Annotated in this window: 14 protein-coding genes; 4 read left to right on the plus strand and 10 right to left on the minus strand. The window is 33.5% G+C overall.

Going from position 1 to position 18,313, the window contains the following annotated elements:
* Positions 1-8 precede the first annotated feature (8 nt).
* Positions 9-1,406 carry an alpha/beta hydrolase gene (locus ACNQGH_RS04890; RefSeq protein WP_417954865.1) on the minus strand — a complete coding sequence of 466 codons (1,398 nt, stop codon included), beginning with the start codon at positions 1,404-1,406 and terminating at the stop codon, positions 9-11.
* Positions 1,407-4,049: 2,643 nt separating this feature from the next.
* On the opposite strand from ACNQGH_RS04890, the gene ACNQGH_RS04895 reads away from it, so the two are divergent.
* From ACNQGH_RS04895 to ACNQGH_RS04910, 4 genes are all read left to right on the plus strand, one after another.
* Complete coding sequence (locus ACNQGH_RS04895) at positions 4,050-4,370, plus strand: DUF4870 domain-containing protein (RefSeq protein WP_417954866.1); 321 nt, start codon at positions 4,050-4,052, stop codon at positions 4,368-4,370.
* 980 nt (positions 4,371-5,350) lie between these two features.
* Positions 5,351-5,968, plus strand: coding sequence for a hypothetical protein (locus ACNQGH_RS04900; protein ID WP_417954867.1), 618 nt, complete (start codon positions 5,351-5,353; stop codon positions 5,966-5,968).
* 778 nt (positions 5,969-6,746) lie between these two features.
* Complete coding sequence (locus tag ACNQGH_RS04905) at positions 6,747-9,419, plus strand: PAS domain-containing protein (RefSeq protein ID WP_417954868.1); 2,673 nt, start codon at positions 6,747-6,749, stop codon at positions 9,417-9,419.
* Positions 9,406-9,825 (plus strand): response regulator, encoded by a 420-nt coding sequence (locus tag ACNQGH_RS04910; protein WP_417954869.1) that lies wholly within the window; start codon positions 9,406-9,408, stop codon positions 9,823-9,825. The genes ACNQGH_RS04905 and ACNQGH_RS04910 overlap by 14 nt, the downstream gene beginning before the upstream one ends.
* A gap of 191 nt (positions 9,826-10,016) precedes the next feature.
* Here the strand turns inward: ACNQGH_RS04910 and ACNQGH_RS04915 are convergent, their stop codons facing one another.
* From ACNQGH_RS04915 to ACNQGH_RS04955, 9 genes are all read right to left on the minus strand, one after another.
* Positions 10,017-10,193: a hypothetical protein gene (locus ACNQGH_RS04915; protein ID WP_417954870.1), complete on the minus strand. Its 177-nt coding sequence runs from the start codon at positions 10,191-10,193 to the stop codon at positions 10,017-10,019.
* Positions 10,194-10,248: 55 nt separating this feature from the next.
* Positions 10,249-11,733 carry a hypothetical protein gene (locus ACNQGH_RS04920; protein ID WP_417954871.1) on the minus strand — a complete coding sequence of 495 codons (1,485 nt, stop codon included), beginning with the start codon at positions 11,731-11,733 and terminating at the stop codon, positions 10,249-10,251.
* 33 nt (positions 11,734-11,766) lie between these two features.
* Entirely contained in the window at positions 11,767-13,170 is a 1,404-nt protein-coding gene (locus ACNQGH_RS04925; protein ID WP_417954872.1) for a CsgG/HfaB family protein, read from the minus strand.
* 1 nt (position 13,171) lies between these two features.
* Entirely contained in the window at positions 13,172-13,573 is a 402-nt protein-coding gene (locus ACNQGH_RS04930) for a curli production assembly/transport component CsgF (protein WP_417954873.1), read from the minus strand.
* A gap of 16 nt (positions 13,574-13,589) precedes the next feature.
* Positions 13,590-14,303 (minus strand): curli-like amyloid fiber formation chaperone CsgH, encoded by a 714-nt coding sequence (gene csgH / locus ACNQGH_RS04935; RefSeq protein ID WP_417954874.1) that lies wholly within the window; start codon positions 14,301-14,303, stop codon positions 13,590-13,592.
* A 27-nt stretch (positions 14,304-14,330) separates the two neighbouring features.
* Positions 14,331-14,849 carry a hypothetical protein gene (locus ACNQGH_RS04940; RefSeq protein ID WP_417954875.1) on the minus strand — a complete coding sequence of 173 codons (519 nt, stop codon included), beginning with the start codon at positions 14,847-14,849 and terminating at the stop codon, positions 14,331-14,333.
* Positions 14,850-15,162: 313 nt separating this feature from the next.
* Positions 15,163-15,900, minus strand: a complete 738-nt coding sequence (locus ACNQGH_RS04945) for a hypothetical protein (protein WP_417954876.1) — start codon at positions 15,898-15,900, stop codon at positions 15,163-15,165.
* Positions 15,901-16,699: 799 nt separating this feature from the next.
* Complete coding sequence (locus ACNQGH_RS04950) at positions 16,700-17,272, minus strand: Crp/Fnr family transcriptional regulator (protein WP_417954877.1); 573 nt, start codon at positions 17,270-17,272, stop codon at positions 16,700-16,702.
* A 176-nt stretch (positions 17,273-17,448) separates the two neighbouring features.
* Entirely contained in the window at positions 17,449-18,273 is an 825-nt protein-coding gene (locus tag ACNQGH_RS04955) for a DUF4249 domain-containing protein (RefSeq protein WP_417954878.1), read from the minus strand.
* Positions 18,274-18,313: the final 40 nt, after the last annotated feature.

The raw sequence follows: 18,313 nt of genomic DNA on the forward strand, positions 1-18,313 counted from the left end.
TTATAAAATTACTTGTTATGAATTAAAACCCAATCGGATATTTGCTTTAATGCCATTGGAGCTATTGTTTGTTCAATAGTGCTGTATTCGTTCATTTCTCCGGTTCCACATTCCTGAAGCAGATGATTTAGATCTGGAAGTTCCTTTACCAGAAAATCGTTATTGCGACCCTTAGTTAAGGCAGACCGGATTCCTTCCTGATTAATTTTTGATTGAGCCTGCATGTCTTTACTCCCATTTAAAGCAAGTACTGGACAAGTTACTTTTTCTAACTCATTTGCAGGATTATAATTGTAAAAATACCTGTTCCAAGCCGAGGTTCTTATTTCAATTAAGTTTGCTATAATTTCTTCTATTTTAGCATCTGAATTAATTATGGGTTTTAACATCGGCACTATAGCTTCATTATAGTGCATTTTTAACTCCTTTTTTATTTCAGTTAAATCTTTATCGGCAGCCGCTATTTTAATTGCTTTTTTAATGGCCACTTCATATGCAGCTTCATCCGGTACCGGAAATCCTCTATTTTTTTTTGCAAGGTAGAGAGAAATTTCACTTCCGGGAATCCCTGAACCTCCAAGCATTACAATAAAAGAAATCATTTTATCGAGATTGGCCACCATTGGGGCAATAATAGCTCCCTCACTATGTCCTATTAATCCAATTTTATTTTTATCAATATCTTTTCTTGATTTTAAATATTCAACAGCGCTCATTACATCGGTGGCTAAATCTTTTGTGGTTGCAGAACTATGATCTCCATTCGATTTTCCTGCACCTCTATCATCAAAGCGTAGTACCGCAATTCCTTGTCTTGTCAAGTAGTCAGCCAATACCAAGAATGGTTTGTGTTCGTAAAAAGTCTCATCTCTGTCTTGCGGACCACTACCACTAATTAGTATTACAACTTGAAATTTACCAGTTTGGTTTGGAACCGAGAGTGTTCCTGCTAAAGTTAGACCAGCGTTCTTATTACTGAATGTTATCTCTTCTTCCTTATAGGGGTATGGCTTTACCGGTTCTTGTGGTCTTTTAAAAGTATTTTCTGTTTTGATTGCTGCGTTTTTCAGAACCAGTGGCAAAGTATTTACACCTTCCGTAAAAGTCCCCTCTATTTGCTGTGCATTTTGGTTGAATATTCCGTCGAACCTAAAGCCTAAATTTGATCCGTCAACCAACAATGTCCCCTTTGAAAAAATAGTCCCCTTCGGTTTAAGAGCGGCAACTCGCAGGGCCGGAATATCAATTATTGTTGTATAATTTTCTCCGGTTTTTTCAAAGGTAAAATTAAAAACTACTGGGATGCTTTTTCTACTATCAATTATACCACTCCATTTACCTGAAATGTCCTGAGCACAAAGCGAGATAGAAAGCAACAGCATTAAATGCATTATTATTCTTTTCATTTTTTCAGATTTAGCAGTTTTTTAATTTATTTGTAATTCACTTCTTTTAAGAAGATACCCTATTAGTGTATCAAACTTTATAAAAATCACAGTTAAGAATATTTTTTGAAATTTATTTTCGGTATTCTTTACGGCACAGTTGTCCAGTCACTTGTTTACATTAACCAGAATGATTCAAATCTAAGCGTTTTGCTTGGCAATTATGCCATAAAAAAAACACCTATCCTTTAGAAAAGTGGCAACCAATTTATTAAAAATTATCAGACCGAGTTTTAATTTGGTCTACCCTTCTACCCTTCTACCCTTCTATCTCATTTTGATCTTCCTTGTTTGAAATGAGCAGCTAGTCTTTTGCCTATTAAACAATCTTTTACAAGTACAAATAAGAAAAAAAATTGCAATTCACTTATTAACATGAGTGCATAAAAATTTAAAAAAACTAACGCATTTTTGCACAAAAAATAATCAAATATAAAATCATGTCAGCAAATAAATAATTTCATTATCATTAAATCTCAAAATAACGAACGGTTCAAATCAGACATTCTTTGTAGTCGGCGGAAAATCATCATTAGTCCGATATTTACTAAAAAAAATCTATAGTAACCTAGTTTGTGTGATCTGACTTGTTTTAAGAAACTTAATATCACTCCACTTAGACGTTGGGACTCTTTTGATTTCTCAAATTATTATGCAACAATCACCATCTAACAACATCGTTCAACATTTTTTTAAATTTTAATTTTTTTGTTGTCTCGGGCGGCTCTTACTTCTTTTTTCAATTTTAGTTAGTAAGAATAGAATAGAATAGAGTAGAGTAGACTCAATTTCATTTCTGCCGCCTGATCAACAATTGCAAAAACCCTAAATAAATAAATTAATTCAAACAACCAGTTTTTTTTTACCAGGTTTTTGTTTTCACCAATTGAACAAAGATTACTTTTTAGAAAGTAAGATCTAATTAGATGTATTAAACGAAATTAGAAAATAATGAATAAAAAAAAAGGGTTAGTATATGATAACCAGAGATACTTCTCGAGGCTTTTAAAATATGAATTTAAAGAAGATATTTCCTTTGACACCTATAATAATTTCAACTATTTCGATGAAGTATTAAATAACTATTCCGTTATTATTTTTGTTATATATTCAGAAGAGGAACTATTTGATTTTATGAAAGTATATCAAAAAGGGATTCCTTTAATAATGTGCACGTTCAGTAAAGAAAGATTAATCAAACTACAAAAAATTGATGATCTTATACTGTTGGACACATCAAAAGTACGATCAGAAATTGTGACAGCTTTGAGATATTATTTCAATCTTATGCATGTTCTTTGACAAAAGAATTCGAATTCTCGCTTTTTAAAATAAAACTGAATTAATTCAGTACTACTGAAATTCGATGGAGCAATTCTATACTTCACCCCACAGAAGTTCTAATAGTTTGAAATGTGCCAATTGCAGCTATTTATCATAACACTGTAAATCCATTTACATAAGGAAAAAACTTATAAAAATTCAGGTCTACTCATAAAGTCCCGCGCTTTAGCTTATGCAAATAATTTCATCGTATCCATTTATTAACTTAAGTGCATAAAAAACAAAAAAAAGTAACGCAAGTTTGCATTATATAATAATCCAAAATAATGTTAGTAAATCAATCAGAGAACAATTTATATCAATTGAGACCTATCTAAAAAAAGTATTTCTAAGAGCTTCATTAACAATCACACCAATAATCTAAGATTGCTCTCAGATCTCATTTGAAGATGGTAAAACCGGAGTACTTTTTTTGTTTAAGAATTTAGTATGCCGTGATCAAAAATGACACTATTTAATTGCTACAATGTTGTAAGCTTCTTTTGGAAAATTAATTTTTGTTGTTTCAGGTGGCTCCTACTTATTTTTTAAAAAATTTGTAGCGTGGTTTTAAATAGAAAATTAATTTGGGGAAATTTTCGCCGCCTGATCAACAATTATGCATCTGGTGGATTATGATTAAGTAGCAATTCGCATTGTCAACCGAAACTTTTTTGATGATGGTGAGTTTTTTTCACCGCCACATTAGGGAACCTTCAAAAAAAATGAAGATCTATCAACCTATTAATAAAATTACTGAATAATGCAAAAAAGAAAGGGGTTAGTATTTGATAACCAAAGCTATTTTTCGAAACTCCTAAAAAATAAATTTCGGGACCACATTTCTTTTGATACACATAAAAACTTCAAATATTTTAATAACGTCCTAAACAACTATTCTGTAATAATATTTGTAATTTATTCCGAAGATCAAATCTTTGATTTCATGAAGGTATACGATAAAGGAATTCCTTTGATAATATGTACATTCAACAAAGAAAGATTGATAAAACTGCGAAGAATTGATAATATAATGTTATTGGATGCATCCAAAATACTACCAGAAATTGTAACAAAATTGAGATCCTATTTCAATCTTGTGAATCTTCTTGGATAAAGAAAATTGTCTCATTTATTAAATTAAAAGTTAAGTCTTGATAGCGCAGAAATACAGCAAAATAAAAATATTTCAATAGGTACAGTGCGCTAACCTGTGTATCAAAGCAAATCCTACTAGTAATTATTAGCTCTTTACTTAAGGTTATGAAATTTAAAACCAAAATGAATAAAAAAACAATTTCTATTATTAGCTATATTACACTATTAGGCTGGATGGTGTCTTTTATTTTATACAGAAACGGTGGAAAATCTCCATTAGCCAAATATCATCTAAAACAATCCTTTGGCTTAGGTGCTTTAGGAACTTTATTTAGTATCATTCCAATAGTACTGGTTCCCGCTGCTCCAATAATTTTATTCATGCTAATAGACCTGGGGATATTAATCTTTTTAACCTTTGGAATAACGAATGCCATAAACCAACAAAAAAAACCCGTGCCGGTAATTGGTCCAATTTTCATAGATCGGTTTTATTTTATTTAATCCTAAAATACCATTGAATAATAAAAAAAATTTACAACACAGGAGATTTATAGCATTGGATCGCCAGTCTAATTTTAAAATTAATTTCTAAAGTTTAAACCTTTTAAAAATAACTTCTAATGCTGTAGAACTTAAAAAAACAATCATGTTAAATTGTGACAATTGCGAATCCCAAACACCTGCTAACAAAGGATATAGAAGACAAATTTTTAAAGGGTCGAAGTCCCTGATAAATTTTATGCAAATAACTTTATTCAGAAAAAAAATAGATTACAAAAAACAATTTGTTTGTCAATTTTGTGCCAGAAAGATTGATCAAATCTATGATCAAATCGAAATGACCGCATTAATCGTATTTTTGATTTCAGCACTGGTACTAATTTACAGCGTGATAAACCTTTGATATAAATTTTTATCCTGAACATAAAAAAGGTGAACAATCACCGTTTTAATTATTTAAATAATAGATTCTTGCATTAAGTACTCAGAAGTACAAAGAGGTTATAATACTTCAAATAAAATTGATTTTATTACGGCAAGTCTGAAGCGCTCCCGACAGGCATCGAAGAAATCCCGAAAATTAAATTTCTTAATGAGCGGTGGAAAAAAGGGTATGATTTTGAAGTAATTCAGCTTTCATTAGACAATCAAAAAAAACACGCGGCATTCTCCAAAGATTTTTTTCCTGCATTTCAAGCTGCGATGTGAAAGGTTGGGAAGGAAAAGGTGCTCGTGATTTTTGAGTCTTTAGCTCGCCCACTTTGTATTTATTGGACACCCCTGACAAGAATGTATTGAAACCCATTTCACCGGAACAAATTCAGGCTTGACTTGAAAAGGTGAAAAAACAAGAAACTGGGAATCCATAATTATACGCCACGCAGTTTACTAGGGGTGCAAATATTCAAATAATCCCAATCGTCCGCTTACAGTAGCTTTCGAATCATCCTGAGAGAATTAATATTATTTATAAAAAAAAAATGAAACCATTTAAAACAATTTTGACAGTACTGTTAACGCTTACACTTTTTTCAAGTTACGGTCAACAACAAAAAGACACTTATCTTTCCTTTACCTCAGGTTTTGACGTCAAAAATGAGACTATAGGCAGCCCTCCTACTAATAATGAACCTGCATTAAATTATCAATTCCAATTTGGAATGGTAGGTAATAATGTCGAAGTAAACATCGGTTATGAAGTATTTCCACGACTTGATTTTGACAAATATACCGTAGGTGTAGGATATCATTTCCATCTCTATGGCAATGCTTTAAGACTACCAATACATACGGTATTTATCCCAAGTATTGAACCTACATTGATCGGAAGGCATGGCACATGGGGCGGAGGATTATCGTATAATCAAGTATCATCGCACCTATCGTTAGGATTAAACCTTACTTTTAGATGGCACCTAAGTGATACTACTGCCTTTGAATATTCATTTAATGCTTTACCCAGAACAGATTTAAGTGCCATGTATGGTGATATATCAACAAGAGATCATGCTTCAATTGCAGGTGTCGGAATTGTTGGCAATAATTTTCTTAAACTTACCTATATGCTCCCAATAGGTCAAAATATCAAAACCTATTAAATACAGTAATGAACATCGCTCTGGTATAGCAGCTACAGCTCTGTCGTTCAGCATGTCTAATTTGGCGTACACTTTTGTCAGCTTAAAATATAATTTAATTTTTAGACTTTTGTCTATTAAATTCCATTTGTTCCTACTGATATTAGCATAATTAAACAATACAAAAAACGATATGCAAATTAATAAGAAAACTCCAATACTATTTCCTTCGGTAGCTATGGACAATAAAATTTTATTAGAATCAGATGAAAATTTTCATGAACTTTTTCCCTAATAACAAAAATGAACTTTTAAGAATTAAGCAATGCTATTGCTCACTTTGAATTAAAAGCAGATACATTTTTGATAAAATAATACAGCTGTTTTTGTTCCTCAGTATATTTTTTTCAACTGATTTTAAATTACTGGATTAAGTTCAACTGATGAATTTAACGGGATAGTAAAAATTCATTTTTCAGTTAGTTCCGAAAGGAAATTTTATTTGGAGAAGCAGTTTTTTTTCGTCTGCGATATTGATCTTCAAAGTGTCTTGAGTTTGACGCTTTTTCATTTCTGTCGCTATAAAAACTTTAATACCTCTATCTAAAATAATAGCTTTAGTTCAAAGTATTCGTGAATTTAATTTTTTTGCATCTAAAAAACAACTACTTAACAGAATCCATCGGATTACTCTTTGGTAATAATAATAATAATAAATTCAATGTTAAATAGTGGACATGATAAATAAAAAATCCCATCACTATAAATTAAAAATACCACCAAAAGGCCTTAAAATGTAATGGAAAAATTCAATTCTGAGAAAGTTAGTAAAAAAAAGTTAAACGCATTTAAAGACAATATAGAAAAGAATTTTGAACTTCAAAAGTTAGGAAAACTAGGCAAAATAGGTTTTTTGGAACTTAATCTACAGAATAATGCACTCTATTGGAGTGATGGAGTTTATACAATCTGGGAAAGGGAAAGAATATCCTATATCCCATCTTGGAGCGACTTTATTGAAACGATCCATGCTGATGATCAGGAAAATTACAGAAAAGAACATGCCGCTTTTGTCTCAGGCTTAAAAGAGTTTGATGTACAATATAGAATCCGTATGCCTAATGGTGCGATGAAGTGGATTCAGGAGCGCCGTGAATTGATAAAAGAACACCAGAAAAAACAAGTTAGCAGAGAAGGAATTGTGCAGGATATTACAGAATACAAAAGAAATATTGACAAATTAATCCAAAATGAATCGCTGTACAAAAGTATCATACAAACACAAACAAACTATATAATCAAAACAGATCTCAAAGGATCATTTACTTATTTCAATGATAAATTTCTGGAAGATTTTTATGGGCGATTTGAAGCCAAATCGATTCTTGGCAATAATTCTCTTTCTTCCTTAAAACAATACCACCAAAATAAGATAATTGCCGTAGTAAAAAAATGTATGGACCATCCCAACAAGATTTTTCAGGTCGCTATAAAAACAAGCAGTACTAAATCTACTCTTTGGAATTTCAGCAGCTTAACGAATCCTGAAGGAGAATTAAAAGAAATCCACGGTTTCGGAATTGATATATCAGACCGGGTAAATGTCGAAAAATCTTTAATCGAAAGCGATGCCAGATATAGGCTTGCATGCAAAGCAACATCGGATGCCATTTGGGATTGGGAATCCAAAACGAATCGCTTATTTTGGGGTGAAGGTTTCTCTACTTTATTTGGACATGATTCAGGAATATTTAATTCAGATAGAAATAAATGGGAATCACATGTTCACCCTGAAGATGCGGTAACGACAATCAATACCATTAATACCGTAATAAATGGAACAGGCAACTATTGGCAGGCTGAATACCGTTTTAGGAAAGGCGACGGAAATTATGCCCATGTAATCGATAAGGGACTAATTATTCGGGATAAAAAAAATGCAATCATTCGTATAGTCGGTGCTATTAAAGACATTACTGAGAAAAAAAAATTAGAGCAGCTGTTGGACAAAGTAACCATTCTATCCCGAATTGGAAGTTTTGAAATCGATTTTCTCAGAAATGAAATTTATTGGTCAAACATGACTAAAGAGATACATGAAGTTGCGGCTGATTTCATTCCGGATCTAAATAATATCCATTCTTTTTATAAACTTGGGACAAGTCGTGACATCATGGAGCGGTCATTTATGAATAGCGCAAAAAACAATATCCCTTTTGACATTGAAGTGCAAATAATTGCAGCTAAAGGAACTGAGCGATGGGTAAGAGTAGTCGCTGTACCAGAATTTTCAGATGGAAAATGCCTTCGGATTATTGGAAGCTTTCAGGACATTGATACAATAACAAAGGTAAAATCAGAAGCCTTAAAGGCAAATGAAGAAAAAGAGTTTATTTTGGAAAGCATTGGCGATGCTTTTTTTGCTCTGGACTATAACGGAATAATTACCTATTGGAATCGGCAGTCAGAAAATTTGCTGAAATTTTCAAGACAAAAAACAGTAGGAAAAAATATATGGGAAATATTCCCAGAAGTTGTCTATTCCACTTTTTTTACTTACTATCAGAAATGTGTCGAAGAAAAAAAAATTCAACATTTTGAAATTTATATTGATCTAATGGACCGATGGTTTGAGGTTGCAGCATATCCGTCTGCCAAAGGACTATCGGTATATTTTAAAGATATTTCATTACGAAAAAAAACTGATTCTGATTTGCTTGAATTAAATAAAAACTTACAGGAATATACTGAAGAACTAGTTACTGCAAACAAAAATCTGGAACAATTTTCCTTTATTCTATCCCATAATCTGCGTGCTCCGGTTGCAAACATACTTGGATTAGCCAACCTATTAGACGGTGACGAATATCTTCCTGAAACAAAAGAAAATTTTTTGAAAGAAATTTCAAATAACGTTCATCGACTCGATAACATTATTGCTGATTTAAACACTATCCTACAGGTAAAATCAAATATATCTCTCCATAAAGAACATGTTAATTTAGAAAATCTTATTAGTTCCATAACGCTGGGAATACAGAACCTAATTCAAAAAGAGCAGGTGCAGATCAGCACCAGATTCGAAGACATGCCCCAGTTAGAAACTGTCAAATCCTACTTACATAGCATCTTTTTCAATCTGATAACAAATAGTATTAAGTACCGCCAACATAATTCCCCTCCTATAATTGAAATCTATTCGCAAAAAAGTAAAACAGGTATTAAAATTATCTATATGGACAACGGATTAGGAATGGACCTGGCTAAGAAAGGTAAAAAGATCTTCGGGCTTTACCAACGATTCCACCATCACATTGAAGGCAAGGGAATGGGATTATTCATGGTTAAAACACAGGTAGAAACATTAGGTGGAAAAATCACCGTTTTAAGTGAGGTGGATAAAGGAACCCAATTTATATTAGAATTTAAGGCTGATAACTTAAACGCAATAACTCAGGATGAAAAACATTAATGATTTTATAGTAGTTGATGATGATAATACAAGTCTGCTGATTTGTAAATTTACAATTCAAAAATTTAGCCCGCATGCTAAAATAGTAACCTTTACAGAACCAGAAATAGCATTGGACAAAATTGCGAAAGGCTTTGGAGATTACACTGAAGATATCCAGACTATCCTCTTTTTGGATATCAATATGCCAACTATGACCGGTTGGGAATTTTTGGATGTATTCAATAATTTTAATCTCAAAATAAAGAAAAAATTTCTTGTTTACATCTTATCCTCTTCTGTAGAAGATTTTGAAAAAAAAGCGAAAAAATATCCCTTTGTTGTCGGGTTTCTTTCTAAACCAATACAATTAAATTATTTAGAGGATATCTATAGATCCAAAGTGGTAAATTTAATCAACAATTGAAATAGCGACTGCAAAATTTAGCACCTGTTTATTAAAAAAGCAACTATACAAAAGAACGAAATGAATATTTCCAATTGAAAACTTAAAGAAAAGACAACTACTTTTTTTTTAAAATCAGCGCGCCATCTTTTACATTTTGAAGAGTTATGCCAAAAATGACTCCGTAGCGAAATCATCCCCTCTGTTCCCTGCTATTTTCTCGAAACCATCGTATTGGCCCATACCCAACCTCCAATTCGCTCTCTGCTTGTCAAAAGCTGACTCTTGCCTCCGTCATATCCTTCCTTACGGTACTTGTATCCAAATGCTTTCTCTGAACCTGCAATATAGAAGACCCGCCGAAATATGACCCTGCCTTTGATACTCAATAGCGAGGCCGTTTTTTTAAGACAGTCCCGCTGAGCAACAAACAAATTCCAACTATTACTCCCAGTCAGGCATAACGACACCACTAAATAAAAGTTTCCTTGAGAGCGTCAAGCCCAGAGTGAATTTTACTATTTTAGGGGTAGAAAACCCATCATTAGAGGTGCTTAAAAATACCACTTCAGCTTCATTTGGGGAGTACCTTACATCTAAATCTAAGGATCCAGCCGCTTTTTCTACATCAAGTTCCGATGCAAAACCGCTATCAAAATTATATTCAAAAATGCGAGTGTCCAATTGCCTGTAATTTATGTCTTCGAAACCTGAAACATCTCTGGTAAATAATAATTTATGACCAGTTGCTGAAAAATTTAATCCCCCCATTGCTCCCTTCGCATCTGATAATACCGTATTCATCACCTCACCTGAAGTATTAATTATATAAATTTCAGCATTATAGCCACTAGCATCATTCGTCTTCAAAGCGATTCTGGTTCCATCAAAACTCCAATCACACTCCGAAATAAATTTACCATTCGGTGTTTGAAACACTTTGGCTAACCCAGTACCGTCGCTGTTTATCCTGTATAATTTATCAAAATAAGGATATAAAATTTGGTTTCCGGATGTATTCCAAGAAAAATTAATAAAATCTGAATTGAAACCTGCAACGGGAACTGAATTGGTCACTTTAAAAACTCCTGAACCATCTGGATTCATCGTGTAAATATGATTTTGCGTGCCACTAGCTCGGATAAAAGCTATTTTTTTTGACTGATTATTCTTTCTGGGTCTCCAGCTATTTGCATCAGAACCGCTCAATTGTACCTGATTCCCTGAATCATCCCCAGAATAAATCACATTATTGTTATTATTTTTTTTCACGAATAAAAACCTACCATCCGGAAAAGATTTGGTTGTAAAAGAGCGTACGGTACTCAAAACAGGAGGATTTATCCCATCGGAAGCGGCCACCTGCCAATAATATTTTGTACTATATGCAAGTCCACTTGGAGTAAGGTTAGGTAAAGTATTATTTGAATAAACAATCACATCACTGTTTCTATCATTCCTTAAGGTTATTTCATAAGTCAATTTATCCTTTTCAGGATCAGAATCGGTCCATGTTAAATTCACATCAATATTTTGATTGAGGTCATTGTCTGCCGGCAAAATTAAAGATGGGGTTAGTGGTGCTTTATTATTGGTTGCCGAGGGCTTGAGTTCAAAGACAATAGTTGCCTTGCCATTCACTGTTACCGTTGCCGGTTCAGATTTCGTGATGTAATTTTCTACCTGAGTTTGAACTGAATAGTCACCCACTATTGCATTGGATATCTTAAAATTCCCCTCCATATCAGTAAAAACAATACTTGTGCCTGGATTTGTAAACACTTTTACGTTTACCAAAGGAGAAAAATCAACACCATTTACAACTTTTCCTTCGATAGATCCGAAGTCTGCGACTGTTATTTTTTCCTCACTGCATGAAAAAAGTAACGCCAAAAGAGGCATACAAACCTTTATATATGTATATTTCATTAGTATTCAATTGTTGTATTTTGGAAATAATCCTTATTTAAATATCGTCACATTACCATTATCTTGTCTGGCCTTTATTGCTTTTTTCTTTGGAAAATAATAGGTCAAACCCAACCCGAATTGATAGTAAAAATCATTTCGTACTCCGTTTTTTATGTAATCAACAGTATCACTGAAATTCAGGTTTTGCTCGCCATATACTTTGATTCCAATTGTATCAGAAACCAAATATTCCACTCCTGCTCCATACTTGAATTGGAAGTGCAAATTCTCAAGTGCCGGGTTTATCCCATACCCAAATCCTGTGTAAACAAAAGGACTCAGCTTATCTTTAGGTAACAAAAGTAATTCCGCATTAAGATCCAAACTCGCATAGCCAACATCCAGACGATCTTTATTTGCTAATTTAAAGACGCTGGCCGAGGCACTCAAATTAAATGATGGTGTTAAAAAATATTTTAGGACTCCTCGTCCCATTGGTCTGAAAAGAGGATTTCCATAGTCACCGTCCATTAAAGTAAATCCACCCGAAATTTCCATTGCCAATTTAGACCTGCGCTCTTTCAAAGATCTTCCGTATATTGCCGCTATGTCTGCTGCTTCATTTTCTTCTTGGTATTTTAACATTACTGCATCTACCTCCTCTATTGGAGCTGCCGATTCCCAAAGTTTATCTTTGACACCTTCCAAAACTAAGGATGTAACGGCCTTTTCGATGGCTTCAGTAACTGCCATTTGAATGGGTTCATTTGTGGTATATCCTGTTTCTACTTCCAGAAGTCTTTTAAAATCAACATACTTGAAAAGACTTTGGTCAATGGCTTGGGACAGTATCGTTTTTGACACATAAACGGATTTCAGTATTTTACCGTTCGACGTGGAAATCACCCGAATATAAACAGTCACTCTGTCTTGCCTATATTTCACCGCACCTCCGCTGCCAAAGTATCTGGCACCAAAACCTCCGGTAACGATATTGGAGTCATAGGAAATAATTCCTCCTTCAAGTAAAACTCCCGCATATAACAAAGGAGTCAATTGAATTTCATTTGGATTTGCATTTTTTGAATATTCTTGCCTTGTGGAACGGATAAGATTTCTTTCCTGAAGTAGATTACCAATATTTTCACGCTCAATAGGCACAAACCATTTTGAATCTTCGAGTGCTTTAATTAATATAGAAGTAGCGCCTTGCGTTACGGCCGTACTAAAAGTACTTCCGTTTTCTGAAGCCTTATATTGTCCTGTTTGATCTCTGAATTTATAGATCCCAACAACAATTGGCTCTTTGGGTTTTGGAAGTGATTTCAATACTGAAGTTGCTGAAGTGCTTTCGCCGATAATTGCTTTTTCAATCCCCGTAGGTTGGTTATAAAAAGCGGCACAGCCAAAAAACAAAAAAAGAAGTGGAATTCCCAAACAATAGTGTAATCTCATATTATTTTTTTGGAATGATAACTTGCGTTTGATCACCGGTATTGGTATCCAAAATATCTAAAGTCAATCCGTCTGTCGCAGGATATATCTCAACAGAGAAACTACCAAAAGTATAGCTGCCGGCAGAAAATCCATTAGAACCAAATAGTTTAGCAAACAATTCCCGTGAAACTTGACTTAAAAATTGTGAATTCAATTGATCTGTGAATTTTTCCAAATCGGTTTTTTTAACAGTTTCAACTACTTTTTCTTTAAATGTATTCTGAGATTCAGCGGAACTCATAAGCCATTGGTAATTAAAAGTATCACCTCCAAAAGAAGGATTTATAGGTTTGTAAACCAATCCTTGGGCATTCATGGATAGGGAAACTAAAATAATCACTATTGGAAATATAATTTTCATGATTCAAACTTTTAAATCAATACTGTATGAAGTACTTTTCTTGTTTTTCTAAATTTTTAAAATACAAACTTGTGGCATAAATAGAACTGGCCGCCATATCATTCATAAACTCGTCGTCTGGTCTTGCCATAAATTCATAGACTACTTCATTTTCTATGGTGATTGTAATCTTAGTATTTCTTGCAAAACTTAATTCTTCACTAACAACAATCATTTTTGAAGCATTAATTTTTTCATCATTATAGAGATGATAGAACCCTTCAAAAAAATCTTTCCCAATCTTTGTTTTTGTTTCATCTGAAACAAAGCCCTTCATTTCAAATCCATCAATGGTAAGTATCACTGCCTTGTCCTTTTTTCTACCATTCAAGACTACCCTATCTTTTCCTATCACTTGTTTTTTTTCGTCATAAAAAAGAAGCAATGCGATCACTTCATCCCCTTCTTTCAGATTGACCTGAGTAACGGATAATTTTTTACTTTCGCTCGGTTCTGTGGAAAACACACCTTCTTGAGTCGTATTGGATTGATTTCCAGAATCACTTTTTTTTATTATCGACAACTTATAAGAAAAACTTTGAACAAACTCTGTTAGATTTTCAGCTGTTCCTGTTACTTTAATATCCCCCCCGCCCTGCTCGATTTCAATTTTGGCCTTAACCACAGTATTTGTGGTCTGGGAAAACGACATCACGGAAGCAAGAATTAAAACCACTAATTTGTATCGCATAGCTATTCTCATTATAATCATAGCCCGTTAATTATTTATTATAATCACCGAAGCATTAGTTCCCGTTTGAATTATTTTTATATTATCTGAAATAGAATTCGATCCGATACTTTGGATTTTTAGATTGTTTCCTTGTTGCACAGTTTCTATATACAGATCATACCCTGTGTACAATGCATTATGTAAAGTGACATTATTTTCTCCCTTTTGTATCACTTTCGCATTAATCACATTAGCCTCCTTGATTAATTCATAAAAATTATAATCACCTTCTTGCGTAACTTGAAGAGCTATAGTATTCGCCTTCAGATTAGTATATACAAAATTAAAATCGCCGATTTGTTCTATTAGCACCCCGTTCCTCGCTTTCGGCTTTTCTACCGGCTTATTATTGGCTGCAGCCACATTAATACTTGCGATAATATAAGCTATGTCACCATTGGGAACAATAATTGAGGGATTAGAACCTTCATCGTTTTTCTTTTGAGATAAAACAATTTGGGAAAAAATCATAGTAAGCAAAAAAATGCATTTTCTTAGTAACATTGCGTTTTTTTTAATCCCATTGGGTTTACTTTCTCGAAGTCCTGTTTCGAAAAAGGATCTGAAAACCTAGATTTTCATCAAACTAAAAATTAACTTTTTAGTATCTGTACTTATGGCATATCAGCCATTTGTGAGCAATAATTTTCGTATTCGATTCTCTAAACAAATTTCACATTGCAAAATAAATCAATAGCATCTCCGGAACGAGCCCCGAGATGCTAATTGGAAAAATGAGCGATACCATTTTAATTAAAAATAATATCACCCGAAAATAAAACGAATTCAGTCGTTTTATTAATTACGCTAATCCGGATTACTGGCCTTGAATTACTGCAGATAGATTGCCAAATCCTTTTTGCGTCAATTGAGCAAGATTGCTGTTTCCATTTTGTTCCAATACCGATTTATTTAAACTACCTATTTGAGTAGAGATTCCCAAATTACCTCCGGCTCCTTGTTGTAACGTACTGGCAACATTACTATCGCCTGTCTGCACTTGCGCCGAATAGTTACTAGATCCTTCTTTTTGTGTTGCTGTTGCCGTATTAAAATTCCCGGTTTGACTTTGCGTCGCGGTATTATAAGAACCTCCTCCTTGCGTAGTGCTAGCTGAATTCGAATTTCCGGTTTGCATTTGCGACGATACGTTACCCGTTCCTGAAGTTTGAGTAGATGCAACTAAATTATTGTTTCCACTTTGATATTGAGTCGACGAACTGTTTGAAGCACCGTTATTTTGAGTTATTGAAGCACTATTTTGCAACCCAACTTGTGTTTGATTCGCATTTAAACCATCCCCTACTTGTGCAACTGTAGCGATACTGGCGGTCCCTGTTTGAACTACATATGCCGTACTTCCGTTACCGTCAACAGTAACGCTACCATTGTTGGCTTTTCCAATCTGAGTAATATTAGAAATGTTGGCACTATTAGCAATATTACCAGAACCTTTAACTGTATTATTTTGAGCAACATTTGCAACGTTGCTCTGCGCCATAACAGTGGCTCCTACAAAAAGCATCGCCGAGATGCAAAAATTCACTTTTTTCATAATAAATATATTAAATTAGTAATGTTACAAATTTTAAATCGCGTTAGTAAAAACAACGCTAGTCCAATGACTGTTTCAATCACATATGCAAAAAATAAAGACTTATCTCCTCAAAAAGAATACTATAATCAAACTAAAATCTTTTTAAAGCACTTAATCAGAACCGGTTTCAATAACCATGACATAGATTACCGATCAAAAAAGACCCTGAAAAGCCTGATTGAAAGACGCCATTTGCAGCTGTATAAAACACAATGTGTTGATTTATAATTCGCTTATGCCATTTTTTTTGTTTTAAGCAATGACTTTCCATACTACATTTACTGAAAGGCGATAGAATAGTAATTACAATATACCTTCTGTTATTTTTTACGCATCAAAGGTTAGAAACATATGCTGGACAATACTAGACAAATGTCCAAAATGAGATGGGTAAAATATTGGTGTGCAGAGGCTGTCCTTCAAAAAAATTACCCACGTAGAATTTGGTAGACGGCATTTAGAATAATACTCTTTACTTTCCAAAATGGTAACTGCCTTATGCTTAAAAAAAATGAAGTAAAAGATATTTCCAATTAAAAAGCACCATAAAGTAATGAGGTTTATGGGGTATGGCATAGTGCATCTCAAAAGAAATTTCGGATTTAGCCCATTCTTTTAATGATTGTAAAATGCATTCTTTGTTTTCGAACTGCCAATTCTGAAGCGAAAACTATCCAAAATAAGATGAATTTTTTATCTGCTAAAATTTTATAAAAAAGTTGATATCGTTGATATAATGGATCATAAAAAAATGAAATCAGAATGCAATTCTTCTTCTAATTCTGCTTAAAGACTGTGGCTTGACACCTACATAAGAAGCGATATGATACTGTGGAATCCGTTGTTGGACTTCCGGGTATTTTTTGATAAAACTTTCGTAACGTTGCTTTATGCTGTCTTTATAAAATGATTTTAATTTATTAACCACATCTATAATTTCATGCTCTAGTGCAAGCCTTCCAAAACGTTCTCCCTTTTCAACTTTAGAATAAAATTGTTGCAAATCGTTGTAAGAAATAGTAAAGACGATACTGTCTTCCAATGCCTGAATATTTTGCACCGTTGCTATTTGGGGAACAAAACTTTCATAATCTGTTATAAAACAGCCTTCGTGCCCAAAATAAAAAGTTTTTTCTTCCCCTTCCAGATTGATATAATACCTGAACAACCCTTTTTGCACAAAACAGATGTGCGTAGAAATTTGTCCTTCTTTTAAAAAATAGTCATTTTTTTTTATTTCTCTTCTTTGAAAAAGTTCTCTAATAATAACGACGTCCTTTTCTGAAAGTTTAATGAATAATTTTATTTTATTAATTAATTCTGAATACATAATTTTTTATTTGATGTGTTGTCTAATAATGAATTGCTAACCCAGGTCCTTATGAATTTTCTATAAGAGAACAAGCAACAGTATTACTTGTAAAAGAAAAAGAAAAGAGTAGTATCACAAAATGCACAAGTACATACTGACCTTATCCTTATTGCCTTAAAAGAGATATGAATAATTTATTGAATGGTATAATTTTTCACATCAGTTTCACATAATCTGAAATACCCCATAGGATAGTTATCAAAATTCGTTTGGTTTTTTATATTTCCTTTCACAGCGGCAGGTGGGGATTGAAAGGGCCCTCCGTCCGAAGATCCTGCAACTTTTAATAGTATATTCATGTAATTAAAATAGGCCTTTGATATTCCATAGTGGGTAATTTCCACCTGGTCACCGGGTTTGGTATCCTCTTCCAGCACTAGGCTAAAGAAGGTATTTCCTTGAAAAAAGAGATCATCATCCAGCGAGTATTCCGGTTTTAGGTTTTTTGTGAATTTATATTTGTAGAGATAGTAATTATCAGCGTCTGCGGGATCATTGAAAGAAGTTTTTAGCTGCAATAAATCCTTACCTAAGCCAGCCTGTGTTTCCTGCGTCGTTGAAGTGATTGCGGCGACAGATTTCAGGGTTTCTGTCGCGGTATAGGTCTGACCGTTATTGATAACCGTCAAAGTGTAGGTTTCGTTAAGAACCGGAGCAAAATTACCACAAATATAAACTCCTGTATTGGGTGTTTCAATAAAGTTGAAACGGACATTTGAACTGTTTTTTATAAAAACCGTTGCGCCTGAAACTACCGGTATTACGTTTGTGTAAAAATCAGTTGTCGTGGTCAATTTTACAGTCTGATTATTGCCTGTTGTCCCCTTTTGCCAGTTTATGGAAGCATCAATGACTAATCTTGGCCTTTCGGTATTCAGTGGAATATCCACAACATCCGTACAGCTGTTGAAAAAGACGGCTGTCAGTAGTACGATTATTAGATTTATTTTATTTTTCATTTGTTCTTTATTTTATAATGAATAAGGGATGAACGCTTAT

Origin of the sequence: Flavobacterium kochi, assembly GCF_048286715.1 — a bacterium.
In the GTDB taxonomy this organism is placed as follows: domain Bacteria; phylum Bacteroidota; class Bacteroidia; order Flavobacteriales; family Flavobacteriaceae; genus Flavobacterium.

What these genes read in the sequence shown, in the direction of transcription:
- ACNQGH_RS04890 (WP_417954865.1), bottom strand. Translation starts at nt 1,406, where the DNA reads ATGAAAAGAATAATAATGCATTTAATGCTGTTGCTTTCTATCTCGCTT.
- ACNQGH_RS04895 (WP_417954866.1), top strand. Translation starts at nt 4,050, where the DNA reads ATGAATAAAAAAACAATTTCTATTATTAGCTATATTACACTATTAGGC.
- ACNQGH_RS04900 (WP_417954867.1), top strand. Translation starts at nt 5,351, where the DNA reads ATGAAACCATTTAAAACAATTTTGACAGTACTGTTAACGCTTACACTT.
- ACNQGH_RS04905 (WP_417954868.1), top strand. Translation starts at nt 6,747, where the DNA reads ATGGAAAAATTCAATTCTGAGAAAGTTAGTAAAAAAAAGTTAAACGCA.
- ACNQGH_RS04910 (WP_417954869.1), top strand. Translation starts at nt 9,406, where the DNA reads ATGAAAAACATTAATGATTTTATAGTAGTTGATGATGATAATACAAGT.
- ACNQGH_RS04920 (WP_417954871.1), bottom strand. Translation starts at nt 11,733, where the DNA reads ATGAAATATACATATATAAAGGTTTGTATGCCTCTTTTGGCGTTACTT.
- ACNQGH_RS04925 (WP_417954872.1), bottom strand. Translation starts at nt 13,170, where the DNA reads ATGAGATTACACTATTGTTTGGGAATTCCACTTCTTTTTTTGTTTTTT.
- ACNQGH_RS04930 (WP_417954873.1), bottom strand. Translation starts at nt 13,573, where the DNA reads ATGAAAATTATATTTCCAATAGTGATTATTTTAGTTTCCCTATCCATG.
- csgH (WP_417954874.1), bottom strand. Translation starts at nt 14,303, where the DNA reads ATGCGATACAAATTAGTGGTTTTAATTCTTGCTTCCGTGATGTCGTTT.
- ACNQGH_RS04940 (WP_417954875.1), bottom strand. Translation starts at nt 14,849, where the DNA reads ATGTTACTAAGAAAATGCATTTTTTTGCTTACTATGATTTTTTCCCAA.
- ACNQGH_RS04945 (WP_417954876.1), bottom strand. Translation starts at nt 15,900, where the DNA reads ATGAAAAAAGTGAATTTTTGCATCTCGGCGATGCTTTTTGTAGGAGCC.
- ACNQGH_RS04950 (WP_417954877.1), bottom strand. Translation starts at nt 17,272, where the DNA reads ATGTATTCAGAATTAATTAATAAAATAAAATTATTCATTAAACTTTCA.
- ACNQGH_RS04955 (WP_417954878.1), bottom strand. Translation starts at nt 18,273, where the DNA reads ATGAAAAATAAAATAAATCTAATAATCGTACTACTGACAGCCGTCTTT.